At 42.5% G+C, this 26611-nt stretch carries 26 protein-coding genes and 4 tRNA genes; 21 read left to right on the top strand and 9 right to left on the bottom strand.

What is annotated here, in order from left to right; all coding sequences use genetic code 11:
• Positions 1–204 precede the first annotated feature (204 nt).
• From leuA to CF596_RS04695, 4 genes are all read left to right on the top strand, one after another.
• Positions 205–1902, top strand: a complete 1698-nt coding sequence (gene leuA / locus CF596_RS04710) for a 2-isopropylmalate synthase (RefSeq protein ID WP_019836831.1) — start codon at positions 205–207, stop codon at positions 1900–1902.
• A gap of 93 nt (positions 1903–1995) precedes the next feature.
• Complete coding sequence (locus CF596_RS04705; RefSeq protein WP_096901384.1) at positions 1996–3156, top strand: homoserine O-acetyltransferase; 1161 nt, start codon at positions 1996–1998, stop codon at positions 3154–3156.
• Positions 3156–3749 (top strand): methionine biosynthesis protein MetW, encoded by a 594-nt coding sequence (gene metW, locus CF596_RS04700; RefSeq protein WP_004974832.1) that lies wholly within the window; start codon positions 3156–3158, stop codon positions 3747–3749. Before CF596_RS04705 ends, metW begins: the two co-directional genes overlap by 1 nt.
• Positions 3746–4336 carry a tetratricopeptide repeat protein gene (locus tag CF596_RS04695; protein WP_096901383.1) on the top strand — a complete coding sequence of 197 codons (591 nt, stop codon included), beginning with the start codon at positions 3746–3748 and terminating at the stop codon, positions 4334–4336. Before metW ends, CF596_RS04695 begins: the two co-directional genes overlap by 4 nt.
• A 50-nt stretch (positions 4337–4386) precedes the next feature.
• Here the strand turns inward: CF596_RS04695 and CF596_RS04690 are convergent, their stop codons facing one another.
• Complete coding sequence (locus tag CF596_RS04690) at positions 4387–4632, bottom strand: cytoplasmic protein (protein WP_225530414.1); 246 nt, start codon at positions 4630–4632, stop codon at positions 4387–4389.
• Positions 4633–4761: 129 nt separating this feature from the next.
• Here CF596_RS04690 and rdgB point away from each other — a divergent pair, with 129 nt between their 5' ends.
• The 5 genes from rdgB to CF596_RS04665 all read left to right on the top strand — a co-directional run bounded on the left by rdgB (position 4762) and on the right by CF596_RS04665 (position 9541).
• Positions 4762–5388, top strand: a complete 627-nt coding sequence (gene rdgB, locus CF596_RS04685) for an RdgB/HAM1 family non-canonical purine NTP pyrophosphatase (RefSeq protein ID WP_096901382.1) — start codon at positions 4762–4764, stop codon at positions 5386–5388.
• Between the two features lie 169 nt (positions 5389–5557).
• On the top strand, positions 5558–5782 hold the full coding sequence (gene tatA, locus CF596_RS04680) for a Sec-independent protein translocase subunit TatA (RefSeq protein ID WP_004974820.1): 225 nt from the start codon (positions 5558–5560) through the stop codon (positions 5780–5782).
• A gap of 18 nt (positions 5783–5800) precedes the next feature.
• Complete coding sequence (tatB, locus tag CF596_RS04675) at positions 5801–6271, top strand: Sec-independent protein translocase protein TatB (RefSeq protein WP_019836836.1); 471 nt, start codon at positions 5801–5803, stop codon at positions 6269–6271.
• A complete protein-coding gene (gene tatC, locus CF596_RS04670; protein WP_004974811.1) occupies positions 6268–7053 on the top strand; it encodes a twin-arginine translocase subunit TatC in 786 nt (261 codons plus the stop codon). The genes tatB and tatC overlap by 4 nt, the downstream gene beginning before the upstream one ends.
• Before the next feature lie 172 nt (positions 7054–7225).
• Positions 7226–9541 (top strand): PhoX family phosphatase, encoded by a 2316-nt coding sequence (locus CF596_RS04665; protein ID WP_096901381.1) that lies wholly within the window; start codon positions 7226–7228, stop codon positions 9539–9541.
• A 40-nt stretch (positions 9542–9581) separates the two neighbouring features.
• Here the strand turns inward: CF596_RS04665 and CF596_RS04660 are convergent, their stop codons facing one another.
• Positions 9582–10364, bottom strand: a complete 783-nt coding sequence (locus CF596_RS04660; protein WP_096901380.1) for an NRDE family protein — start codon at positions 10362–10364, stop codon at positions 9582–9584.
• 93 nt (positions 10365–10457) lie between these two features.
• On the opposite strand from CF596_RS04660, the gene lgt reads away from it, so the two are divergent.
• From lgt to msrA, 7 genes are all read left to right on the top strand, one after another.
• Complete coding sequence (gene lgt, locus CF596_RS04655) at positions 10458–11267, top strand: prolipoprotein diacylglyceryl transferase (RefSeq protein WP_096901379.1); 810 nt, start codon at positions 10458–10460, stop codon at positions 11265–11267.
• 111 nt (positions 11268–11378) lie between these two features.
• The gene (locus CF596_RS04650; protein ID WP_096901378.1) at positions 11379–11762 is read left to right on the top strand and encodes an AzlD domain-containing protein; all 384 of its coding nucleotides are present in this window, start codon (positions 11379–11381) and stop codon (positions 11760–11762) included.
• Between the two features lie 98 nt (positions 11763–11860).
• Positions 11861–12703 (top strand): thymidylate synthase, encoded by an 843-nt coding sequence (gene thyA / locus CF596_RS04645; RefSeq protein WP_096901377.1) that lies wholly within the window; start codon positions 11861–11863, stop codon positions 12701–12703.
• Between the two features lie 90 nt (positions 12704–12793).
• Positions 12794–13306: a dihydrofolate reductase gene (locus CF596_RS04640; protein ID WP_096901376.1), complete on the top strand. Its 513-nt coding sequence runs from the start codon at positions 12794–12796 to the stop codon at positions 13304–13306.
• A 70-nt stretch (positions 13307–13376) separates the two neighbouring features.
• The gene (locus tag CF596_RS04635; protein WP_004974789.1) at positions 13377–14432 is read left to right on the top strand and encodes a DUF4105 domain-containing protein; all 1056 of its coding nucleotides are present in this window, start codon (positions 13377–13379) and stop codon (positions 14430–14432) included.
• A gap of 153 nt (positions 14433–14585) precedes the next feature.
• Entirely contained in the window at positions 14586–15053 is a 468-nt protein-coding gene (locus CF596_RS04630) for an META domain-containing protein (RefSeq protein ID WP_004974787.1), read from the top strand.
• 62 nt (positions 15054–15115) lie between these two features.
• A complete protein-coding gene (msrA, locus tag CF596_RS04625; RefSeq protein ID WP_096901375.1) occupies positions 15116–15637 on the top strand; it encodes a peptide-methionine (S)-S-oxide reductase MsrA in 522 nt (173 codons plus the stop codon).
• A gap of 71 nt (positions 15638–15708) precedes the next feature.
• On the opposite strand, the gene CF596_RS04620 is transcribed toward msrA, so the two are convergent.
• The 6 genes from CF596_RS04620 to CF596_RS04595 all read right to left on the bottom strand — a co-directional run bounded on the left by CF596_RS04620 (position 15709) and on the right by CF596_RS04595 (position 17675).
• Complete coding sequence (locus tag CF596_RS04620; protein ID WP_096901374.1) at positions 15709–16347, bottom strand: fumarylacetoacetate hydrolase family protein; 639 nt, start codon at positions 16345–16347, stop codon at positions 15709–15711.
• Between the two features lie 40 nt (positions 16348–16387).
• Entirely contained in the window at positions 16388–16885 is a 498-nt protein-coding gene (locus CF596_RS04615) for a YcxB family protein (protein WP_096901373.1), read from the bottom strand.
• A gap of 193 nt (positions 16886–17078) precedes the next feature.
• Positions 17079–17155 (bottom strand) — tRNA-Arg (locus CF596_RS04610).
• A 212-nt stretch (positions 17156–17367) separates the two neighbouring features.
• Positions 17368–17444, bottom strand: a tRNA-Arg gene (locus CF596_RS04605).
• Between the two features lie 49 nt (positions 17445–17493).
• Positions 17494–17570 (bottom strand) — tRNA-Arg (locus CF596_RS04600).
• Between the two features lie 15 nt (positions 17571–17585).
• Positions 17586–17675: transfer RNA gene (locus tag CF596_RS04595), tRNA-Ser, on the bottom strand.
• A gap of 264 nt (positions 17676–17939) precedes the next feature.
• Between CF596_RS04595 and rnr the strand changes: the two genes are divergently transcribed.
• From rnr to CF596_RS04570, 5 genes are all read left to right on the top strand, one after another.
• Positions 17940–20363: a ribonuclease R gene (gene rnr, locus CF596_RS04590; RefSeq protein ID WP_096901372.1), complete on the top strand. Its 2424-nt coding sequence runs from the start codon at positions 17940–17942 to the stop codon at positions 20361–20363.
• Positions 20364–20560: 197 nt separating this feature from the next.
• Positions 20561–22600: a M3 family metallopeptidase gene (locus CF596_RS04585; protein ID WP_096901371.1), complete on the top strand. Its 2040-nt coding sequence runs from the start codon at positions 20561–20563 to the stop codon at positions 22598–22600.
• A 40-nt stretch (positions 22601–22640) separates the two neighbouring features.
• A complete protein-coding gene (locus CF596_RS04580) occupies positions 22641–22850 on the top strand; it encodes a YheV family putative zinc ribbon protein (protein ID WP_171324836.1) in 210 nt (69 codons plus the stop codon).
• 21 nt (positions 22851–22871) lie between these two features.
• Complete coding sequence (locus tag CF596_RS04575) at positions 22872–23282, top strand: hypothetical protein (RefSeq protein ID WP_096901369.1); 411 nt, start codon at positions 22872–22874, stop codon at positions 23280–23282.
• A gap of 101 nt (positions 23283–23383) precedes the next feature.
• The gene (locus CF596_RS04570) at positions 23384–24277 is read left to right on the top strand and encodes a DMT family transporter (protein WP_004974770.1); all 894 of its coding nucleotides are present in this window, start codon (positions 23384–23386) and stop codon (positions 24275–24277) included.
• Between the two features lie 105 nt (positions 24278–24382).
• Here CF596_RS04570 and CF596_RS04565 read toward each other — a convergent pair whose 3' ends face one another.
• Complete coding sequence (locus tag CF596_RS04565; protein ID WP_096901368.1) at positions 24383–26590, bottom strand: TRAP transporter large permease subunit; 2208 nt, start codon at positions 26588–26590, stop codon at positions 24383–24385.
• Positions 26591–26611 lie beyond the last annotated feature (21 nt).

Here is a 26611-nt window from a genome sequence, read left to right as displayed (position 1 = left end):
CATGCCGTATATGTAAAAAACAGGGAATTATTACCCTTGCAGATCAATTAAGATACAGATATTGGTTTACAAGTGCCATGATTCTACTTTTAGCGATAGCCTCCTGAAAACAGCTTGTAAATTGATAGAATAGACACAATCTATATTTATAGTAAGTTGCCGTTATCCACGCGATGCAACCGCTACTATTCAAGGAGTTTTCACATGATGTTGGCAGATCCAAGCAAAAAATACCGTCGTATGTACCAGCGTGTCGATTTACCAGACCGCCAATGGCCAAATAACGAAATTACCAAAGCGCCAATTTGGATGAGTACCGACCTACGTGACGGTAACCAAGCGATCTTTGAGCCAATGAACATCGAACAAAAATTCAAAATGTTCCAAATGCTTGTGAAAATTGGTTTTAAACACATCGAAATTGGTTTCCCATCGGCATCTCAAGTTGACTTCGATTTCACGCGTAAATTGATTGAAGAAGGTCATATTCCAGATGACGTGTATATTGAAGTCTTGGTACAAGCGCGTGACCATTTAATCGCACGTACTTTTGAATCTTTACAAGGTGCTAAACGTGCGATTGTGCATATTTATAATGCCAACTCGCCAACCTTCCGCAACAAAGTCTTGAATGTTGATGTCGCGGGTGCCAAACAATTGGCGATCAATGCAGCTAGCAAAGTAAAAGAATACGCAGCAAAGCAACCTGAAACAGAATGGGTATTCCAGTACAGCCCAGAATGTTTTACTGCAACTGAGTTGGAAGTGGCTAAAGATGTTTGTGATGCCGTGACTGAAATTTGGGAAGCATCGCCAACCAATAAAGTAATTTTAAACTTGCCTGCAACGGTAGAAGTGTCTACGCCAAACGTGTATGCCGACCAAGTAGAATGGATGCACCGCAACATTGCGCGTCGTGATGGCGTGATCATTTCAGTACACTGTCACAATGACCGTGGTTGTGGTATTGCTGCATCAGAATTGGCAATTATGGCAGGTGCAGACCGTGTAGAAGGCTGTGTATTTGGTAATGGTGAACGTACGGGTAACGTAGACGTTGCTGCAATTGCCTTGAACATGTACACCCAAGGTGTTGCACCAGAGTTGGATTTCTCCAACATCAACGAAATTATTGCTACAGTTGAAGAATGTACAGGATTGCCAGTGCATCCACGTCATCCGTATGCAGGTGATTTGGTGTTTACAGCATTCTCTGGTTCACACCAAGACGCGATTAAGAAAGGTTTTGAATTCCAGAAAAACGAAGAAATTTGGGATATGCCTTACTTGCCAATCGACCCGAAAGACTTAGGTCGTGACTATGATGCGGTGATTCGTGTCAACTCACAATCGGGTAAAGGCGGGATTGCTTACTTGTTAGAATCGAACTACAACGTGACTTTACCACGTCGTTTACAAATCGAATTCTCACAAATTGTGCAACAACGTACCGATGAGCAAGGCACTGAAATTAGCGCAAGCGAAATCTGGAACTTGTTTAAAGACACTTACGTTGCAGTAAAAGATGCGCACTATGCGACGAAAAACTACAAGTTGTCTGATGAAAATGGCAATCAGGTCATTGAGTTAGATGTGGTCGTGAACGGTGAAACGCAACGCTTACGCGGTGAAGGCAATGGCCCAATTTCAGCAATTTTGAATGCACTTCAATTACCAATTGATGTTTTGAATTATGAAGAACGCAGCATTAGCTCTGGCGCACATGCAAAAGCGTTGGCATTGATTGAGTTGCAAGTCAAAGGTACAGGTAAATCTGCCTTTGGCGCAGGGGTACATGACAACATCGTGACCTCATCTATTGATGCAATTATTGCCTGCACCAACCGCTTGATTGAACAAGGTGTGTTAAGCACAGATCAAGTGGTTGCAGCAGCAGTATAATCTTGCGCTAACATGTAAAAGCATTTTGAAAAGGATACCCCAAGTGGTATCCTTTTATTTATTCATCCTCAGGATTTAAGGCGAATTATTCCCGTGTCTTTCCCAGTTGACTCAGTAGGCATTGTTGTTCCAAAAAAATTCCAATTTGAAGAACCTTTAGAACTCGAATGCGGTCGTGTTCTGCCCCGCTTTGAACTCATGGTCGAAACTTATGGCACGCTAAATGCCGATAAATCCAATGCGATTCTGATCTGTCATGCGTTGTCAGGGCATCATCATGCTGCGGGTTATCATCATGCCGATGATAAAAAAGCAGGTTGGTGGGATGCCTGTATTGGCCCTGGAAAAGCCATTGATACCAGTCGTTTCTTTGTGGTGGCGCTAAACAATATTGGCGGCTGTAACGGTTCTACTGGCCCCACATCGCCTAACCCTGAAAATGACAACCGTCCTTATGGCCCAGACTTCCCGTTAGTTACGGTGCGAGATTGGGTAAAAACCCAAGCCATGCTGTCTGATCGTTTAGGCATTGAGGTCTGGTATTCGATTATTGGCGGCTCTTTGGGTGGTATGCAGGCCTTGCAGTGGTCGGTAGATTATCCTGACCGTCTGAAAAAATGCGTGATTATTGCCAGTGCACCAAAACTGTCTGCACAAAATATTGCCTTTAACGAAGTCGCACGTCAGTCCATTTTATCTGACCCAGATTTTCATCATGGGCGTTATTTGGAACATGACAGCTATCCAAAACGTGGATTGATTTTGGCACGCATGGTCGGACACATCACCTATTTGTCTGAAGAAGCCATGAAACAGAAATTTGGTCGTGACTTAAAATCTGGCAAGTTTATGTATGGTTTTGATGTCGAATTTCAGGTCGAAAGCTATTTGCGCTATCAGGGCGAACAATTTAGCCGTAATTTTGATGCCAATACCTATTTAATTATGACCAAGGCACTGGATTATTTTGATCCTGCACGTGAATACGAGCAATCCTTACAAAAAGCCATGGCGAATACAAAATGCAAATTTTTAGTGGTGTCATTTACCACCGACTGGCGTTTTAGCCCTGAGCGTTCGCAGGAAATTGTGGATGCGCTAATTAGCAATCATAAACCTGTCAGCTATTTAGATATTGATGCCGAACAAGGACACGACTCGTTCTTGTTCCCAATTCCACTGTACGTGAAAGCCATGCGTGCTTTCTTAGGTGGAACAGAACATCTTCAAGCAACCCCACAGGAGGCCGTGTAATGCGTCTTGATCAGCAACTTGCCGAAAAGTGGATTAAACCCAATTCTAAAGTACTCGATTTGGGTTGTGGCGATGGTGAACTGTTGGCACACATGAGCAAACAGCATAATATTCGTGCATACGGATTAGAAATTGATCAAGAAAAGATTGCAATTGCGATCAGTCGCGGGTTAAATATCATCCAACAAGACTTGAATTTGGGGCTTAGCCGTTTTGCCGACCAGTCTTTTGACTATGTGGTCATGGCACAAGCCTTGCAAGCAGTAGATGCACCTGACGTATTATTAAGAGATATGGTACGTGTGGGTAAACAGGCAATTATTACCTTTCCGAACTTTGCGCATTGGAAGACTCGCTCTTTTCTTGCCTTAAAAGGGAAAATGCCTGTTTCAGATGCATTACCTTATATGTGGTACAACACCCCAAATATTCATTTGTGTACGTTTCGTGATTTTGAGGCACTTTGTGCCGAAAATAATATTCGCATCATTAACCGACTTGCCGTGAATGGGAATCAACAAGATAGTTTACTCAGTAAGCATCTGCCTAATTTGTTTGGTGAAGTCGCAATTTATCGAGTGAGCGCTCTATGAAAAAACTATTATTAAGCACCACGCTATTGGTTGGACTGTTGAGCATTCAAGCCCATGCAGATTATGTTTCACCGTCATCTTCTGTAGCGAGCCAAGCGGCTCGATATTCAACCATGGATATTAACGGCTTGATTAAAGCAGCCAAAGCAGGTCAGGCAGGCGCACAATTTTACTTAGCGACAAAATATCAACAAGGTAAAGACGTTCAACAAGACAGCCGTCAAGCGTTTGCTTGGTACAAAGCTGCGGCAGATCAAGGTTTATCGGCTGCGCAATTAAATGTAGGTCGTATGTTGGCAGATGGTATTGGCACGAAAAAAGACGAAGTCTTAGCACGTCAATATTTTGAAAAGGCGGCTAGCCGTGGTGATAACCGTGCCAGCTTTAACCTTGCCATGATGGAAGAACAAAAGAAAAACTATATGGGTGCGTATCAGTGGTATGAGTTATCTACCCGTGATGGCATGCTCGACAATAAAGTAATTTCTTTGTCTGAAGGTAAGAAAACCGCTTTGGCAGCTAACTTAACTCAAGAACAAATTCGTCAAGCACGTGACCGCGCAGACCAATGGATTCAAGCGCAATAAATTTAACTACGTTTGAAGTGATCTCAAAGCACCTTCGGGTGCTTTTTGTTTTATCCGAAATAAACTGCCTGCATGGCCTGTAGCAGTTCAGGACTGAATTCTTCTACTGCAGCAGAACCTAATACCGCATCTATACCACAATGCGGACAAATTGCGGTTTGCTCATCATCACACCAATCTTCAATTTCGCTATAAGCAAAAGTTTCCAGACAGTAAAAACAGCCAGAACGCTCACTTTGCTGCAATAATGTACGGTGCTGACTCGAATAACGGTAGATCTCTGAAATTTTGCTCATCATGATTCCCCTATTTTTTATATCTCAGCATAATTGGTATGTATTAAAACAAATCTATCTAAGATTAAACTTTTAAGTCTGCAAAATCCGTTAAAATATCCAAGATTATTTTGAATTAAGATCTGAATTATGGCTGCAACTGATTGGCGTGCTCAAGGTACTTTGGTTTTAGCAAGCAATAACAAGGGAAAAATTGCAGAATTTGAAACCCTGTTTGCGCAATTAGACTTGCCTGTGCAAGTGATTCCGCAAGGTCAACTAAATATTGAAGATGCTGTTGAAGATGGTTTGAGCTTTGTTGAAAATGCCATTTTAAAAGCACGCCATGCCGCAAAAATTTCAGGAAAGCCTGCCATTGCAGATGACTCTGGTTTATGTGTGCCTATTTTAGGCGGCGCACCGGGGATTTATTCTGCACGTTTTGCAGGCGAACATGGCAATGATGCAGCCAACAATGAAAAACTTTTGAATAAACTCAAACCACTACGTCAAGACGGCGCAGCAATTGAAGGTATGTTTGTTTGTGTTTTGGCTTTGGTTGAACATGCCGATGATCCATTACCACAAATTTTCCAAGGTATTTGGAAAGGCGAGATTTTAGCAGAAGCTCGTGGTGAAAATGGTTTTGGCTATGACCCGCTCTTTTGGTTTCCTGAATTGGGAGTGTCGAGCGCAGAAATGTCGAAAGCAGAAAAGAATAAAATCAGTCACCGTGGTCAGGCGATGCAACTGTTTAAGGCAAGTTTACAAGCTTAGATTTAACAGATGTGATTGATCTTACAGCCCGTTTTCAAACACGGGCTGTTTTATTTTCAAGCTTTACAAATCAGGTCAAACATCCCTTGTCGTCAAATCGCAACACATTCGTCACCGCATTGTCATACAGACCTGTTGAGATAGGCTCAACTATTGAGAGGTCTAAATCATGGCAGGATTATCTATTTGGCACGTGCTAATTTTTGCAATTGTGGTCATTTTATTATTTGGTACATCTAAGCTTAAAAACTTAGGTAAAGATGTAGGTGGCGCGGTCAAAGATTTTAAAAAATCAATAAAAGATGATGAGGCAGAAGCGGCGCAACTGAAAGAACCTCGTACGATTGAACATCAAGCCAATAGCAGTGATGTAAATTCGACTGTAAAGCATTAAGGCTGAGGGTTTGAGATTATGCTCAATATTGGAATGACGGAACTGCTGATTTTCGGCATCATTGCATTATTGGTGCTGGGTCCTGAAAAACTCCCTGAAGCAGCGCGTTTTGTCGGCAAGTGGTACGCTAAAATTAAACGTATGGTCAGTAATGTTCAAAATGACATTGACCGCGAATTGCGTTTATCTGAATTACGCGAGCAAATGCAGCAAGAAATGGCGCGTATTCAGGAACTTGAAGCAAAGATGCAAGCACAAATGCATGAAATGCAGCAAGAAAAAATATTTGAAGATACAACTGCAAAAAGCACACATTCCCCGCATGCCGTATCAAAAAATACCTTACAACAGCATCATTACACCTTGGTTTTAAATACTGAAAAAACCTCTGCGGTGTTACTCCCTAAAACTAAAATGACATCACATTCAAATTTATCTGCGCTACAACATACTACAGCGCCCTATACTGAAATGAAGGTTGCAGTATGAGCCAATCAAACGCTTCTGAGCTTTCACATTTGCCTGTGAAGGCAGAGCAAGCCGCATTAGAAGAAATGCCAATTACCAAGCACTTGATGGTGCTGCGTAATCATCTTTTTAAAATTGTAGGGCTTATTCTTGCCTTATTCTTCTGTTTATTGCCCTTTGCCAATAAAACTTATCAAGTATTGTCGGAACCATTACGTGCACAGTTGCCACATACATCAACCATGATTGCGACTGATGTTACCGCAACCTTTATGGCGCCGTTTAAACTAAACTTTTTTGTCGCGCTGTTCATTGCGATGCCATTTATTTTGTATCAGATTTGGGCATTCGTAAAACCAGCGTTATATGAAAAAGAAAAAAGTTTGGCGCTGCCTTTGCTGATCGGCAGTATTTGCTTGTTCTATATCGGAATTAGCTTTGCTTACTTTGTCGCCTTGCCATCCATTCTGCACTTTTTCATTAGCGTTTCCCCTGAAACAGTCGCCCCGATGACCGACATTAATAGCTATCTTACGTTTTGTTTGAAGCTGTTTTTGGTTTTTGGTTTTACCTTTGAGATTCCAATTGTCACACTTTTGCTGATTATGATTGGTGTCGTGTCTACGCAAACTTTGGTTGAAAAACGTCGCTTTATTATTGTTGGCTGTTTTTTTGTGGCCATGTTTGTCACACCGCCAGACGCTTTATCGATGATCATGCTTGCCATTCCGATGTGGATGCTGTTTGAAATTGGTTTGTTTTTTGGCAAATTAATTGAGAAGCGCCGAGTCAGTCACAGCTAATCTAAAATATTGAATTTTAAAAAGAAGCACATGGTTGCTTCTTTTTTTGTGCGTGTAGATCACAACTGAACGGATTTAATCAGTTTGACACATAAGCTTAACCCGCATGTCATGTTTAGCCACTAATTTACATATAACTTTCAAACGACTAAGCAATTTGCTAGGAAAAAAAATGACTGATTTTATGCCTTACAATGAAGATCAAGAGTTGGATAATAACACTTCAGACAATATGCACTTTCGTGACATTCTAGAACAACGCATGAGCCGTCGCAGTTTAATTAAAAAAACTGCAAGCGGTGCAGCAGCTTTAGCTTTAGCTTCTTCTTTATCTGCATGTAGTGATGATGATGAAGATACAAATGTAACACCACCAACAAGTAAAGAAGAACCCAATACCAAGCCTGAAACATTAACATTTAAAGCTGTAGATAAAAATTTAAATGATATTGTTACTGTTCCTGAAGGTTACCAAGCAACTGTATTATATGCTTTAGGTGACTCAATCAATCCTTCTTATAGCAATTGGAATGCAGATGCAGATGTTCCATCTGGCCCAAGTTTCCAATTCCGCTCTGGTGACTGTCACGATGGCATGAGCTATTTTGGCTTAAGTACTAAAACTGGTCGTTATGATGAAAATGCATCAGATCATGGCTTATTGGTTTTGAACCACGAATATATCAACCAAACCTTCTTACATCCAAAAGGCGCAACTAAAAAGGATGGACGTCGCCCAGAAGATGAAGTGATTCGTGAAGTAAATGCACACGGTATTTCAGTCGTTCATATTAAGAAAAATGCTGAAACTCAAGCTGTAGAGATTGTGAAGTCATCACCATTTAACCGTCGTATTACAGCTTCGACTGTCATGGATTTTGCAGGGCCTGTAGCTGGTTCTCCATTACTGCACACAGCATTCTCTCCCGCTGGTCGTCAAACTCGAGGCACACAAAATAACTGTGGTAATGGTTATACACCATGGGGCACTTATTTAACTGCTGAAGAAAATTTTATTGGTTATTTCCAACGCTCAGGTACAGACCAATACTCAGCCCGTAGTGAAGCTGAAAAAATAGCACTTAAACGCTATGGCTTAGGCTTAGAGATCTCTTATCAAACTGAAAAAAATGCAGACGGTAGTGTTAAACGTGATGCGAAAAACAACATCATTTATATTTTAGATGCTGATGGTAAAAAAATTCCAGAACGCGATGAGCAAGATCGCATCGTGTATTTGAATAAATCTTCACGCTATGGTTGGGAAACAGCAGAAGCTGGTTTTGAATCTCAAGACATGTATGATCGTTGGGCTGCTAACGTAACCAAAGAGTCTGCAACTCAAGACTATCGTAATGCGCCAAATACATTTGGCTGGATTGTAGAAATTGATCCATTCGATAGCCGCTCAAACCCAGTAAAACGTACTGCATTAGGTCGTTTTGCTCACGAAGACTGTCGCGCCAGCCGCGCAATTGAAGGGCAAAAATTTGCATTCTATATGGGCGATGACTCGCGCGGTGAGTACATCTACAAATTTGTATCAGATGCAACATGGGATCCTAAAGATGTGAATGGTGGCTATCGAGCTGGCGACAAATATATGAATTCAGGGAAATTCTATGTCGCTAAATTTAATGCATCAGGCACAGGAGAGTGGATTGAACTGGCTTATGGTAAAAATGGCTTAACCGAAACAAACGCTATTTACCCATTTAGCTCACAAGCGGATGTCCTTACTTTTGCTCGTCTTGCAGCAGATGCTGTAGGAGCTACAAAAATGGATCGTCCAGAATGGGTTGCTGTAAACCCTGAAAATGGTGAAGTGTACGTGACTTTAACCAATAACTCGAACCGTGGTTCAAGCTATGCAACAGATCCTGCAAACCCACGTAACTACACCGATCCTGAAGGTGGTAAAGGTAACGTCAATGGTCATATTATCCGCTTTAAAGAAGAGAATACTGCAGCAACATCATTTGAATGGGATATCTATCTATTTGGTGCTGAAGCAAGTATGGATCCGACAATTAACCTTTCTAATTTAAGCGATGCAAACGACTTCTCAAGTCCAGATGGTATGTGGTTTGACCCACGTGGTGTTCTTTGGATTCAAACAGATGATGGCGCATATACAGATGTTACAAACTGTATGATGTTAGCAGCACTACCTGGTCAAGTTGGTGATGGCGGTGTTGTAAAAACTGTTGGTGATCAAAGTACAATTGCTGGTGCTCAAGTCACCGATAAAAACTTACGTCGCTTCCTTGTTGGGCCAAAAGAATGTGAAATTACAGGTGTAACCATGACACCTGACTACAAAGCAATCTTTATTAACGTTCAGCACCCAGGTGAAGATTCAAAGAGTTTTGATGCGCCAAGCAGCCATTGGCCTGCAACACAAACTGACATGAACAATAAAACTGCACGTCCTCGTTCAGCAACGGTTGTCATCACCCGTAAAGACGGCAAAGCAATTGCTGGATAACATCCATAAATTAAAAATGCCGACATCACGTCGGCATTTTTTATGCCTCAATGTTCAACTGTTGCTGCACAATATCTCCCTTTTGCTCACCATATTGTGTTTTTTCCAGCCATGTAAATTGCTGCGCCTGCATACGTAAAAAATTGGAACAACGTGTACCGTAAAGTGGACTTTGAATAAAAGTCGATGACAACAACGCTTCCATCTCCAATGAAATCCCTGTTTGCGGTAACAATTCAGATGCAACTTTGCGTTCATCTTGCAAAATATCCCACGCCGCAGCATTTAGCTCTGCCGTTGCAAGATCAGGCAATTGCAGCATCGGTAAAAACTCCTGCGTAAAGCGTTTGCGTAAGCGTGCAGTTTTCTCCCAAGGGTCACTCATCAATCCATTCGACACCACATAAACGCCTTTAGCTAAAACCTGCGGCGCTTCTCCACGGTTACTCATGTACACCGCTTGAGTGGTGTCACCCACAAATAAATTAAAACCTGCATATTCACATTGCTGTTTTTCTAAGGCTTGCGCAAAACGGATAGGCGTTTGCTCAGATTCTAAAAAAGCCTGAATAATATGCCCACGTGAAGTTGGATATTCACGAACATCATTCGCATCACGATAATTGGTAATCACAGCCCAGCGTCCCGATGGGGTAATGCCCATCCACGTACCGCCCGATTCTAAATCTTGCCCTGCAACAACTGGACTATCAGACCATGCTGCCAGTGCTGCTGTCGGACGCCGATAGAACTCATCTCGATTTGAAATCAAACACAGTGGTGTGTCTGTCAAGACCTGCCAAGCCAATGCCACAATACACATAATTTAAACTCTTGATCTTTACACATTGAATGTACAACATTTTTCATCACATTCAGCTAAAATCTGTGCAAAACAGAATCACAAGGAACAGGAATGCTCACCTATCCAAATATTGACCCCGTTGCTATTTCGCTCGGGCCTTTACAAGTCCATTGGTATGGCTTGATGTATTTACTGGCATTTTTATTTGCATGGGGTTTGGCAACTTACCGTGCCAAACAACGTGGCTGGACACCAGACATGGTTTCCGACCTGATCTTTTACGGCGCTTTGGGCGTGGTGATTGGTGGACGTGTCGGTTATGTGTTTTTCTACGGCTTTGAACAATTTTTGGAAAATCCACTGTGGTTATTCCAAGTCTGGACAGGCGGCATGAGTTTCCATGGCGGCTTTCTGGGCGTGATTTTAGCCATGCTGTTCTGGTGTAAAAAATACAAAATGACGTGGTTTCAAACTTTGGATTTTATTGCCCCATGTGTACCTACAGGTCTAATGTTTGGTCGTATTGGTAACTTTATTGGTGGTGAATTATATGGTCGCCCTGTGACCGATCCGAATTTTGCTTTGGGGATGATTTTCCCGACCGATCCTTTACAATTGGTACGTCATCCATCGCAATTGTATCAAGCCTTATGTGAAGGTCTAATCCTGTTTATTGTACTGTGGTGGTTTAGTTCAAAGCCACGTCCACGCATGGCAGTGTCTGCCCTATTCCTGATTGGTTATGGTTTGGCGCGCTTTGTTGTCGAATTTTTCCGCGAACCCGATCATGGTCAGCTCTTTATTGCATGGATGAGTAAGGGACAATTCCTGAGCTTACCAATGATTTTGGTCGGTTTCTGGATGATGTGGTATGCCTATCAAAAGAAAATTTATGATTGGGGGCCGCAAAAAAACAGCTAAGCTACTACCCATTTAAATGCAGGTTTCATCCATTCAGGCGAAGTCAATCTTCGCCTTTTTTATGCTACAGTGCTATCTATTACTTACACTTTTCAGACATCAATATCTCACATGCTTGAATTTTGGTTTAACCCACAGGTTGCGGTCACAAAGAAAATTGCCCTGCTGATGGTGATCGCGCTGGTCACTGCAGCGGTATACTTCTTAGAACCCTTAAAGCTCGATGCGATTTTAATGTTTCTGGCCACAGGTATTGTTTTTTTAATTTGTCGTTACTGCAAAATTCATTTTACTGCACAACATCCCACAGGTTGGTTGGCACGACTATTGACTTGGATTCCACTGGCGTTGTTACTCGCAATAATTTTCATGCAGATTCAACACGGTGAAATTTTACTGTCGGGTGCACAAGGCATTGGCTTTACCGCTTTGGCCATTTGCCTGTTTTCACCACTGTCATTGCTGCATCAACATCACACTTCCGACTCACAATAAAGTCACAACTTTAAAAACTCTGCTATTATTCTTTGTGATTTAATGGGCATCGAATCGCCCAACCAAAAATATTCACTTTTGCTTGACCAGAGAACGCTATGCGCCAGTATTTAGACCTACTCCAACATATTCTTGACCATGGTGGCGACAAAGGTGACCGTACCGGAACAGGTACGCGTTCTGTATTTGGGCATCAAATGCGTTTTAACCTTGCGCAAGGTTTTCCACTGCTGACCACCAAAAAAGTGCATTTCCGCTCTATCGTGATTGAGCTGTTATGGTTTTTAAAAGGCGATACCAACGTCAAATATCTACAAGAACATAAAGTCAGTATTTGGGATGAATGGTCTACTGCAGAACAAACCGCGCGCTTTGGCCGTCCTGAAGGTGAACTTGGCCCAGTGTATGGACATCAATGGCGTAATTTTGGCGCAACACAAAAAGCCGATGGGTTATATGAGCAAGATGGTTTTGATCAAATTGCATGGCTAATCAATGAAATTAAAACCAATCCAAATTCACGTCGTTTAATCGTGTCAGGCTGGAACCCGAATGAAGCAGGACAAGTGGCTTTACCGCCTTGCCATACTTTATTCCAGTTTTTTGTGCACAACGGCAAACTCTCATGCCAGTTATATCAACGCAGTGCCGATGTGTTTTTAGGTGTACCTTTTAATATTGCCAGCTATGCTTTACTGACCCACATGATCGCACAAGTCTGTGATTTAGAAGTCGGAGATTTTGTATGGACAGGTGGCGATACCCATTTATATACCAACCACTTTGAACAGGCACAGTTACAGCTATGCCGTGAACCATTGGCTTTATGTCAGTTAAAACTCAATCCTGAAATCAAGGATATTTTCGACTTTAAATTTGAAGATATTGAAATTGTAGGCTATGAGTCACATCCTGCAATTAAAGCGCCTGTCGCAGTTTAATTACCTGTTGCTAGATTTAGCATCTCAACATTTAAAGGATCTGAACATCCCTAAAACACTTTGCAGACTAAGAAAATACGAGCCAAATTTATGTCATTTCAAAATTTAGAAGTTGTACACGTGGTGGCGATGGATCAACAGCGCTGCATTGGTCAGGGCAACCAATTGCCGTGGCATATTTCGGCAGACCTCAAACACTTCAAAGAAATTACCCAAGGTGGTGTGGTAGTAATGGGTCGTAAAACCTTGGAGTCGATGGGACGCACTCTACCTAAACGTGTTAATTGGGTAATCACTCGTGACCCAAACTGGGCTTTTGAAGGTACAAAAGTGGCGCACAGCATTGAAGATGCGTTGCAGCAAGCCGTTGCCGATGTTCAAGCCTCAGAAAAACCAAACACTTTATTTATTATTGGTGGTGGTGAAATTTTTAGCCAAACTATGCCGATTGCTGACCGTTTGGAACTGACGCATATTGAACTAGATGTTCAGGGAGATGCGCATTATCCTGCCATTCCTGCCGAGTTTAAAAAAGTGGCCTCAGAACAGCATGTCGATGAAAAATCAGGGATTGCCTTTGAGTTTGCCCGCTATCAAAAATAATGCTGACAGCCTTGGCAATATTTGATTATGATGACTTAAACGGAATTTAACTTTGCCTCAGGAATGGCGGATGCTGCATTTCATCTTCAGTTTAGGTGTCGTTCTTTCTTCTATTTGGCTCAGTATGGCCTTGTGGATTCATCAGCCTTTGGGTTGGTTAATGAGCCGTGTGCTGATTGGGACTTGGCTAGCCTTCACCCTCAGCATTTTGGGCATTTATATCACTCAGCATTTGCTCAGTCGCAATCAGGATATTTTGGTTTATCTTTTGGGTTTTACCTTGGGGCTGTTTTGGTATTTTGGGATGGATGCCAAGCAAGACCGTGACTGGAACCCTGAAGTAGCCCGTATGCTGCATTATGAACAAGTACAAGATCAGGTCACGCTGCACAATGTCCGCAATTTTGACTGGCATGCCGATGGTCGCTATACCGAACGTTGGGAAACCCGCCAATTTAACCTGAAACAGATTACGGGGGTGAATATCATCACCTCTTACTGGATGGGGCCAAAAATTGCGCATACCTTAGTCAGTTTTGACTTTGCCGATCAAGCGCCACTCACCTTTTCCATTGAAATTCGCAAAGAAAAACACGAAGAGTTTTCTGCGATTGGTGGCTTCTTTCGGCAATATGAACTCAGCCTTGTCGCTGCCGATGAAAAAGATATCATCTACACCCGCAGCAATATTCGGGGTGAGCAAGTTTATTTTTTCCCGATCCAGCTCAATCCACAAGAAGCACAAGCACTGTTTCAGGAATATCTGCATAAAGCCGATGCTTTAGCCGCCAAAGCGCGTTGGTATAATACGTTGACCAGTAATTGCACCACGCTGCTGTTTGACATGATTCAGGCAGTATCTCAAAAACGTTTCCCTGCCGACTATCGTCTGTTTGCTTCGGGTTATTTACCCAATTATTTATATGATTTGCATGCGCTGGATCATCGTTGGGATATGCAAACTTGGTATCAACGCGCCCACATTAACCCACGTGTGGAAAACTTAAAAGATATCCACAGTCAAGACTTTTCCGCGCTCATTCGACAAGGCGTGCAGCTCGATTCTTCAGCAAACATCAGCACGCCTTATTCGCATCCGACTTATCAGAACAAAGTGCTGCCCTGACCTATTTTGGTCATTTTGCGCAGATACAATCAATTCAGAGAAAAAACCACACCATATCTTGGAAAAAGTTGCAGCAAACATACAAATTTAACTAGAGCCACGGCGCATAATTTGTTTAGATAGCAACAATTTCAAAAAATTAGAGATCATTCCATGCTAAAAAAATACTTCGGGATCACCTTATTGGGTGCAATGATTGCTTTATCAGGATGTGAAACTATGCCAACTCAAACGAGTGCAAGCCAAATTAGCGCAATCAATCAAGCCAACTTAGTACAACGTACATGGACTGCTACGCAATTGGGCAACAGCATGTTAAAAACAGAAGCAAACCGCCAAAACTTGCCATATTTAAACTTTGATGCCGCCACACAAACAGTCACAGGTTCAGATAGTTGTAACCGACTCAGCGGTAGTTATGTCGCAGGACGTGACACCCTACAATTGGGGCAATTGGCAACCACGCGAATGGCTTGCTTAAATAACAACAACTTAGATCAGAAATTTCATGAAGCCCTAAATAAAGTGACGCATTATCAGGTCTATGGTAAAACCCTGAAATTGCTAGATCGCCATGGAAATTTACTGATTCAATTTGAAACACCAACGGCTGCACGTTAACGGCTAAGCCTAATAATAGACAGGCTTAAAATGGTTTATTCATAAAATATAAGGACAAAATCATGCAACAAGCATTGTTTGGTGGCGGATGTTTCTGGTGTGTCGAAGCCGTATTTTTACAACTGCAAGGCGTAGAAAAAGTCACCAGCGGTTATGCAGGTGGACATACCTTAAACCCAAGCTATGAAGATATTTGCCGTGGCGACAGCGGACATGCAGAAGTCATTTTGATTGATTTTGATGAGCAGCAGATCAGCTATTCACAATTACTTGAGGTGTTTTTTGCCACACACGACCCAACCACATTAAACCGTCAGGGCAATGATGTCGGCACACAATACCGCTCTGTGATTTATTATTTAGATGCTACACAGCAACAAGCTGCCGCCGAGATGATTGCAGCCTTACAAGCTGAAGGTGTGAATGTTGTGACTGAACTCAGTGCAGCACCTGAATTTTACCCTGCAGAAGACTATCATCAGAATTTCTTTGCCAAAAATCCAAATCAGGGCTACTGCAATTTTTCCATTCCACCGAAACTGAATAAATTATGCAGTAAATTTCAGCATTTACTGAAAGTATAACCATTGGATTTAAAAGCAAGTACAAAACGGTGATACTCATCTTTTGATGACATCACCGTTTACACCACTATTTATTTTACAAAAGTCGTCCAGACAAATGCCTGAGTACGTCCTTGTAAGGTCATCTTCAACTGATCGCCCGACTGTAATGCTGCCACCCCTGCAGGTGTACCAGTCATTACCACATCACCAGGTTCTAAACTAAATACTTGGCTAATATCTGCCAACAATGCCGCAATATCAAAAATCAATAAACTGGTATCGCCTTGCTGACGTAATTCATCATTAATGTCCAAACGATATTGCACGTTTTTCCAGTCCTGAATTTCCGATACATCCACCCAATCTGCCAACACACAAGAACCGTCAAACGCTTTGGCTCGTTCCCACGGCTGTCCTTTTTTCTTGAGTTCATCCTGCAATTCACGCAAAGTTAAATCCAAGCCCAAGGTCACTGCACCTACAGCATCCAATACTTTGGCAGGATCTGTGTCTGCATTTAAAGGCTGGTCAATGCGTAAACTCAATTCACATTCATAGTGACAATTGCCCCAGACCTTATTCCACGTAATCCCATCACTTAAACTGCGTAAACTGCTTGGCGGTTTAATAAATAACACAGGATGATCAGGTACAGCATTACCTAATTCTTTGGCATGGTCTGCATAACTGCGACCGACACAGACAATTTTAGATGGACGTGTACTCATGATCATCCTCAAATAACTCGTAAATTGGGAAAATTAGAACTTACTTTTTAAAAGTATTTTCAAAAACCGTTTGTTCTGCAGGCAGATTAAATGCACGTTTCGGTACAATCACCACTGTACGATTTTTTAATTCCAGCATATAGGTGAGTTTACCCACAGCGAAATTTTGCACCTCGTTATAATGAAATACCTGTTTACGACCATTGGCATACAGCTCGGCATAGTCCTGAAATAAATCAATGCCTTGCTCGCTTTTTCCAAATTGGTATTTTACAAACTGGCGTTTAAACATCATTGGCAAAAACCAATAACGCATTAAAGTTTGCAAGATTAAAAAGAAAGCACCGAGTGCAACATAATAGCGACCTACCCCATCGAAGCCCAAATAAAAGCCCCAAGCAATAATCGCCACACTAATCAACGGTGTAATAAAACGGGTAAATTGTTTTTTACCAAAAGTCGCAAGGGCAAAGCCGTCTTGAGATTCTTCTAAATTTAAAAAATAGCGCAAAGACAATGCTGGCTGCGTGTCAGACATAAGCTCATCATCAAGTCATTCAAATTGAGCTAAATCTTACACTAGATTGAGCACTTTCCTTATTTTTTTCGTGTTTATTCGCTCAAAGCCAGACGTAAAACAATGGTCATGCTTTTGACACAGAAATTTCATCATTTTTAGATAGTGTAGATGCAAAAAAACCGCATCAAAAGTGCGGTTTTTTATTTCAAGTTGGTGCGCTCAGAGAGATTCGAACTCCCGACCCCTTAGTTCGTAGCCAAGTGCTCTATCCAGCTGAGCTATGAGCGCGACGACTTGATGGGGTGCATTATACGTGTTTTTTTCTGGCTGTTAAGTATTAATTCATCATTTTGCAATCAAATGCACAGATATTGGACGATTCAAAAGAATTTTAACGTAAAACCATGAGTACGCTATTCTTTTTAATAAACTGATTATTGTTTGAGTTTACTAAATTTCAGGCACAAAAAAACCGCATTTAAGCGGTTGATTGTTCAAGTTGGTGCGCTCAGAGAGATTCGAACTCCCGACCCCTTAGTTCGTAGCCAAGTGCTCTATCCAGCTGAGCTATGAGCGCATTACTTGTGTGCCAATTTAGGCGATACGTTACTGTTCGGTTTACTTATTGGTGCGCTCAGAGAGATTCGAACTCCCGACCCCTTAGTTCGTAGCCAAGTGCTCTATCCAGCTGAGCTATGAGCGCGACATAAGTAAAGCGTGGCGGTGAGAGAGGGATTCGAACCCTCGATACAGTTACCCGTATGCGTCCTTAGCAGGGACGTGGTTTCAGCCACTCACCCATCTCACCGTAACGTGCCGCCATAATACAAATTAAGTGCTAGCACTGCAAGCTTCGATACCACAATTTTTGCATATTTTTGCTCAATTAAATATTTTTTAAACAATTTTCAGGATTCATCACCAGAATTACGCCTGAACTTTTGGCAATCGCTGCACAAAAACTAGAAACATCGTAAAATAACGACAGAAAACACATTATTGCAATCATTTACGTGCAGTCTTTCCGTACATGACTTATGCTAAACCTATCTTCTGACATGAAGTTTATTCCATGATGAAAAATTGGGTCGATCCTGAAGCGAAAGCTGAAGCCGAACGCTACGAAAATCCTATTCCAAGCCGTACCTTAATCTTAGAAACCATTGAAACCTTGCAGGCGGCACAGTCACATGCAGACTTGGTAGAGCATTTTGCGATTGCCGATCAAAAAAGTATTGATGCCCTGAGCCATCGTTTAATTGCCATGGTACGTGATGGTCAGCTCATGAAAGATGGATTCAAGTTCCAGCTGGCTGCAGAACAACCGACTCATGACTCCACGGTTTACATCAACAGTAAAGGTTTAGGCACAGCCAATATTGCAGGTCATGAAGATATTTTATTGCCTGAACGCGAACTACGTTTGGTGTTTAATGGCGATCAAGTCAAAGTCCGCCAGACTTCGGTAGATCGTAAAGGCAAGGCATGGGGCTTTATTACCGAAGTCACCCAGCGTCGTGTCAAACAAATCATTGGTAAATTGTCAGAATACGATGGTGAATATTTTATTCAGCCTGCCCAGCCAAATAGCCATCAACCCATTACCCTTGAAAAAGAATTAATTGAACATGCCCAAGTTAAATTGGGCGATTCCGTGCGCATTGCCATTGACGACTATCCAACCCGCGAAGAATTTGCCACAGGACATATTATTCAGTCGATGGCAGACAAAGCCGAAACTGAAATTATTATTCCGCAAACCATTTTAGAATTTGGTCTGCCGTATGAATTTCCTGAAGATGTCATTCAAGAAGCCGAAAGCTTTCAAGAACCGACAGCCCAAGACCGTGAAGGACGTGTTGATTTACGCGATTTAGCCTTAGTGACTATTGATGGTGAAGATGCCCGCGACTTTGACGATGCGGTATACGCCGAAAAACGTCCAGGCGGTGGTTACCGTGTCGTAGTCGCAATTGCCGATGTCAGCCATTATGTCCGTACAGGCAAACCGTTGGATGATGAAGCTCAGGAACGTGGGACTTCAGTCTATTTCCCGCATTTTGTATTGCCGATGTTGCCTGAAGCTTTATCGAATGGCTTATGTTCGCTGAATCCGCAGGTTGACCGTTTGTGTATGGTCTGCGATTTAAAACTGTCACGCGCAGGTCGGGTCACAGGTTTTGAATTTTATCCATCGGTCATGCATTCCAAAGCACGTTTAACCTATACTCAAGTGGCACAATATTTTGAGGGTGATAGTGCGGCAATTCCAGAAGATCGGGAGGTGCGCAAATCATTAAATACTCTGTTCCAACTGTATCAAGTGCTGAAAGGTTTACGTGCTGAACGTCATGCCATGGAGTTTGAAACCGTTGAAACCTACATGACCTTTGATGAGTTAGGTGGAATTAAAGAAATTTTGCCGCGCAGCCGTAACGATGCGCATAAACTGATCGAAGAATGTATGTTACTCGCCAACGTCGCAGCAGCAGAATATGCACTCAAACATGATGTGCCGATGCTGTACCGTGTGCATGAACCGCCAGAGTTTTCACGTATTCAAAAAGTCCGTGATTTTGTCAAATTACTTGGGCTACATTTTCCAGAACAACCCACTCAGGCCGACTATCAAGCGGTGATTGAAGCCACTAAAGATCGTATTGATGCACCAAGTATTCACGCGGTGTTATTACGCTCAATGATGCAAGCCTATTATGGCGCCAATAATTCAGGTCACTATGGTTTAGCTTACGATGCCTACACGCATTTCACTTCACCAATCCGTCGCTACCCTGACCTATTGTTGCATCGTGCCATTAAAGCGCATTTAAAACAAAAACCATCACCACTTTCGGGCGCAGCTTTAGATGATGCAGGCGAACATTATTCTGCAACTGAACGTCGTGCCGATGAAGCCTCACGCTCTGTCACCACATGGCTAAAATGCCACTATATGCAGCAGCATTTGGGTGAAGAATTTGTGGGCGTAATTTCTGCAGTAGCCGAATTTGGTTTATTTGTTACTCTCAAAGACCTTTATGTCGATGGCATGATTCATGTCAGCCAGTTGGGCGATGACTTCTTTGTATTTGACCAAGCCAGCCAAAGTCTAATTGGACAAGCACGTGGTCAAAGCTTTAGCTTGGGCGATGAAGTTAAAATTAAAGTCGCGGCTGTCAATTTAGAAGATCGCAAAATTGATTTTGAGCTCATGCAGCAACTCACCCATGCAGGTAGTGCTATTCGTATGCGCGCACCGCGCGTGGCAAAACCGTTCAGCCGTGAAGCCACTGAAGAAGTTTTTTCTGAGCGTCCAAGCAAGGCGACTTTAAGTGAAAACGGTGAGCAACCTGTGCCGAAGAAAAAGCCAAAAAGCAAACCGAGCTCTTACGGTAAAAAAACCTCAGCGAAGTCGGAAGCTAAACCGAAAGACAAAGCCAAAAAAAAGACCAAGGTGAAAAAGAAAAAAGCCAATGCCAAGTCTAAATTGGACTAGCATCAACTATTTTCAACTTCTTTCTAACAACTTCAAAAAGAGCTACGGCTCTTTTTGTTTTTGGGGATCGCGTCAAACAGCCGTATTGTGCTGAATTTATCACCTTGATTAGCTAAATCTGCCCTTATGCCTTGATTTCAGCCCTCAAAAGCCCTACATCTATAAATCATGAAAGAAATTTAGATGGCACTCAAAAAATGAAATTACAGCAAGCAACTTTACCTGTTCCACAGTTTGATCAAATTACCCTGGCAGATTTAAAACAAAAAATTGAGCATGCTATTCAGCAGGGACAAAACTTTTTAAATAATCTGACTGCAGTACCTGAAAATACGACGGCGCAATTAAATGTTTTAGAACAGATTGATCAGCTCGAAAATAACATGAGCGAAGCATGGGGCGTGCTGTCACATTTAAATGCGGTCATGAATAATCCTGAAACCCGCGAAGTGTATCAAGCGCTGTTACCAAGTTTAAGCGACTACTACACTCAATTGGGTCAGCACACGGTGTTGTATCAAAGCTATCAACATATTCACGACGCCAACACCTTTAAAGATTTGCCTGCTGCACAACAAAGCGCAATTCAACTGGCATTGCGCGACTTTAAACTGTCAGGTGTGGCCTTAGAAGGTGAAGCTAAAAAACGCTATGCTGAAATTTCAGCGCGTTTATCGCAACTGTCATCAGACTTTTCCAATCATGTGTTGGATGCCACCCAAGCCTATTACAAAGTATTGTCCGAAGATCAGCTCAAAGGTTTACCGCCAAGCAGCGTTGAATTGCTGAAACAATATGGTCAGCAACGCGAATTGGAACAAGCTGTGGCAACACTGGATATTCCTGCCTATTTAGCCATTATGACCTATGCCGATGATCGTGCTTTGCGCGAAACCTTGTATCAGGCATACACTACTCGCGCGTCCGATCAATCAGCCCAGTCTGAATTTGACAACACCCCGATCATGGAAGAAATCTTGCGTTTACGTCAAGAAATGGCGCAATTGCTCGGTTTTAACAACTATGCAGAATTATCCCTTGCCAGCAAAATGGCACCAAGTGTCGAGGCGGTCGATCAATTCCTGCGTGAACTGGCAGAACATGCGCGAGCACCTGCAGAACAAGAAATTGCCGAACTCAAAGCCATTGCCGCCCAAGATGGGATTGATACCTTACAACCGTGGGATACAGGCTACTATTCTGAAAAATTAAAATTACAGCAATTTAACCTTTCACAAGAAATGTTAAAACCATATTTCCCTGCACCGAAAGTGGTTGAAGGTCTATTTAGCATCGTCAAGCGTTTATACGATGTCGATATTATTGAGCGCGCTGCCCCTGTTTGGCATCCTGATGCACGTTATTTTGAACTTGAAGATCAAGGTCAAGTGATTGGTGGTTTTTACTTTGATCTATATGCCCGTACAGGCAAACGCGGCGGCGCATGGATGAGTGGTTTCCGTTCACGCATGCAATTGGCACAAGGTTTACAAAAACCAATTTGCTATATGGTGTGTAACTTTACCCCACCTGTTGCAGACCAACCCGCGCTTTTAACGCATGATGAAGTCATCACCCTATTCCATGAATTTGGACATGGCTTACATCACATGCTAACTGAAGTAGATAATATTGCTGTGGCAGGTACACATGGTGTCGCTTGGGATGCGGTGGAATTACCAAGCCAATTCATGGAATTTTGGACTTGGGATCAAGATAGTTTAGATATGCTGAGTGCGCATATTGAAACCCAAGACACCCTGCCAGAACACCTGCTTAAAGCATTGTTAGATGCACGTTTCTTCCAGTCGGGAATGCAGAGCCTGCGCCAAATTGAATTTGCCCTGTTCGATTTAAGTATTCATCGCAGCAACCCTGCTTTAAATGCGGAACAGATTCAAGCCATGCTAGATGATATTCGTCAAAACTATGCCGTTGCGCCAACTACAGCTTACAACCGCTTCCAGCACAGCTTCAGCCATATTTTCGCAGGCGGCTATGCTGCAGGATATTATTCATACAAATGGGCAGAGGTTTTGGCCAGCGATGCCTTTGATCGCTTTGAAAATGAAGGGCTATTTAACACCGAAACTGGCAAGCAGTTTAGACAGTTTATTCTAGCAGTTGGCGGAAAAGATTCAGCGCTTGACGCATTTATCAATTTCCGCGGACGCGAGCCAAGAATAGACGCACTATTACGTCATCAAGGTTGGACGAACATAGTCAAAAACGCTTAAACTAAGAACTTTAGATGAAGTTAGGGGAGTCGTGATGACCATTAAACGTCGTTTCATTGCAGGCGCAAAATGTCCGAAATGTCAGGCGATGGATCGGGTTGTCATGCTCACCGCTGACGAAGCTGAATGGATCGAATGTATCGAGTGTGATTATACGGAAAACCGTCCAACACATATTGATGAACCTGAAATCCCAGAGGTTTCAGATGAAATTGGGGTGATCCAGTTTAAGCCGCGTCAGTCAAAGTAAAACAATAAGGTTCAACAACGCATGACTGAAGATCAACGACATAACCCTAAGCTTTTATGGGCGATTACGGGTGGGTTAATTATTGTCATTATTGCCGTATTTATCTTTCAATGGATGGGCGATAGCGACAATACTGCGCCTATAGAAACTGCCCCAACTACGGCGTCTGTAGCGAAAGCTGTACCTGCTGAAGCAACGCCATTGCAAGAAGATGAAGCAGCACCAAAACAGTTGGTCACAGAAGATTTACTCAAAGCACCTATATCTGAGAATGCAGCGCTTGCCAAAGAAGAAGTGGCTAAATTAGATGACATTCAAAATCAGCTGAATGATCAACGTGCCTTATTAAAACAGCAACATAACGATGCCGATGAATTTATTAAACTGAAAGAAGAACAAATCAAAATACTGGAAGCCCAACTGGCACAGTAAGCCTCCTCTGCTTCACATCAGTCATTTTAAAATACGATAAAGGGTCAGTGTTGTAGCCAATTTAAGCTAGAATAGCCAGAGGTTATTCTGGCTTTATTTGTATGACATCTTCTGGTTCTGCCCAACAAAATTTGCTCAAAGCAATTATGCTGTTGACCTGCTCTGCCTTTCTGTTTTCACTCATGGGAGTGTGCGTTCGTTACGCATCAGAAACGGTAGATAATGCCACAGTGGTATTTTTCCGTAATTTCATTGGTTTGTTTATTTTTATCCCGCTCATTTTCAATAAAGGCTTGGGCTTTTTTAAAACTGAAAAGTTATGGATGCACACTTGGCGTTCGGTAGTCGGATTAACCGCCATGTATGGTTTTTTCTACGCGATTGCCAATCTAAAACTGTCCAATGCGATGGTCTTCACCTATTCATCGCCTATTTTTATTCCCTTAATTGCATGGCTATTCCTTAAAGAAAAAATCACCAAACCAATGCTATGGGCTGCGTTCATTGGTTTATTTGGCGTGTTATTTGTCGCCAAACCCGATGCAGGTATGTTTAATAGCATGTCCGCAATTGGACTCAGTGCCAGTTTTTTAGCAGCGATGGCTTTTGTCACGGTACGCGCCCTGACTCAAACCGAACCGCCTGAACGCATTGTGTTTTATTTTTGCATGATTGGGACACTCATTTCTGTTGTACCGATGTTCTGGTCATGGCGTCCTTACAACTTAAAAGAATTGAGTTTTTTAATTGGTGCAGGATTGCTGGCCAATATCAGTCAGATCTTTATGTCCAATGCCTACCGTCTTGCCCCTGCTGGGCAAATTGGCCCTGTCAATTACATTGCGATTATTTTTGCAGGGATTTGGGGCTTTAGCTTTTGGCATGAAACGCCAGACTTATTTAGTTTAATTGGCTTTGCCCTAATTTTGCTTGCCATTATTTTGTGCAGTCCACTGTTACAAAAACACCTGAATCATCACTCCCCGCATTCATAATGCTGCTTTGTATTCCCTGCATATCAACCTATTAAAAAAACACCCCGTAGTGAACCACAGGGTGTTTTTAAATAATAAGATGACAGTGATTAAGTATCCATGTGCTTATTCATACCAGCCGAATAGCTTGAACGCATACGGTGCATAGGCAATAATCAACATCGCAGGAAGCATCACAATCATAGGCAAAATCCAACGCTCATAACGATAATAGAACGATTTATGACGAACTTCTGCATCGGCTGCAGCGACTTCTTCATCTCCAATCGACTGCCTTGCCAATAAGTGATTCAGCGCTACAGGTGGCGTCACATAGCCTAATTCAAAACCAATTAGGGTAATCATCCAGAAATGCGCAGGATGTATCCCATATTGATAAGCTACAGGCGCAACCGTTGCAGAAATTAGAATCACCGCACCGAATGGATCCATAATCATGCCCACAAAAATCATCAAGGCAACAATCAGGCTAATCACAATAAAGATGCTGCTAATGTCGGTTGGGAACGCTTCCATAATTTCAATGCGTTCTAAATAGCCACCTACACTGACTGAAAGCGCCATCAAAATTACCAATGCCCCAATATGTCCCACCGTTTCACTGGTCGATAAATGCAGAGCTTTGAAGAAACCATACTGACGCAATGGTGAATCAGGTGCAGTCAATAATGAGCGCTCAGATGAAGCTGCTGTCTGTTGTGCTACAGGCTTGTGATCTAAAGTCTGATCCCACTGCCCCATCGCTGGAATAGGCGCAGGTTCATGGCGCAATTTATCAAACAACACCATCATCAATAAAATAACCGGCATCATTACAGGTGCAGTAAATTCATTCATATTGGTGTCTAAAGCATATTTATAGAACAACCAAATCAACACAAAAATGAGGATATATGGTAGTACAGGGCCAAAAGCACGTAAGGACAATGGCGCAGCTATGTTCGGTGCAGCAATGCGGAATTTATTTTCAGCAAAGAACAACGAAATCACTAAAAACAGGGTTGAAGTCAGTAGGAACACATACAAACCATAGTGATACAGCATATCCGTTGTGACTTCTTTATTCAGCGATGCCACCACAACAATCAATAGGCATGGACGAAGCACGACCCCCATTGAACCCGACATAGCTGTTGCCGCCAGTGCAAACTGACGTCGTCCACCCGCATTCCAAACTTCTTTATAAATGATCGCACCTGCAGCAATGACAAAAATCCCCGATGCACCGGTATAAGCCGTTGGTAATGCAGCGGCAATCAGAATCAGCCAGGTTAAGGTTTCAGGTGCCAAATTCCACGGACGCAGAATATTCAGGAACAAATCCACAATTCGGGTTTGTTTGAGCAACATCCCCGCCCAAATAAACAATGCCAAGTTCAGGAAAATACTGGAGAATTCGACCAGTTGCCCCAAGTAAATCCCTTGCCCCATTGGATAATCCATCAGGATGGTAAAGGAGAAACCTGTACTAATTGCCATATAGGCATACAAAGGCACACTCAGGAAAGCAAGACCTAAACTACCGCCTTCACGGGTCGGTGCAGGTGGCTTAATAAGCTGGAATAAACTAATTAAAGTCAGAGTTGCAAACAGAATCATCCACATCCAGTAAATGATTTGCGTTTCACCACTCATCGGTACGCCTGAATTGAGTACTGAACGATATTGACTGATACTTGACGAGGTTAAGAAACCATTCGCCACCACCATTAAGGTCGAATACACCTTGAAGTCAATTTTGGTCGCAGGGCCACGTAAACCAATGTGATGGGTCTTTAAAGTGGCACTAATTGCAGCAAAGACCACCATCAATACCAATAAAATGGCACGGTTTTCAGTACCAAATTTAAAAATACCAAAAAAAGAGGTTTCAATGGTTCGATAAATTTTCAAGCTTGGATGGGCTTGAATATGCTGAATCGCCTGATCATGAAATTGAAATTTTTCTTCACAAATTTGTTTGGCTGCCAAAATTGAAGCACGGACATCTGACTCAGAGGCAGTACCAAAAATATCGGCAAACTCATCAGCAGCATTGGCTTGCATTTGGGCATGTACTTGTGCATCGATATCGGGGTTGCGTTCGCAGTCAGGTGCAGTGGGTTCGGCACGCAAAAATGAATACTGCATACCCGTTGCAGGGTCACCGTATAGGCGTTCACCCATGCGCAACAACTGACCATGTACCATTTCACCTGTACCAATAATAAGTGTCAGTAGCAACAAGATCAAAATAACGAATGTAGAAATCCATTCTGTCCATATATGTCTGAGCAAAGCCAAGCCAGACCTGCGTTGTCCGTTATTGTGCATATATTTTCCTGTTTTTATTCT

This window comes from Acinetobacter sp. YT-02, assembly GCF_002412355.1.
Classification (GTDB): Bacteria; Pseudomonadota; Gammaproteobacteria; order Pseudomonadales; family Moraxellaceae; genus Acinetobacter; species Acinetobacter towneri.
This window is presented reverse-complemented; position numbering and strand designations above follow the sequence as displayed.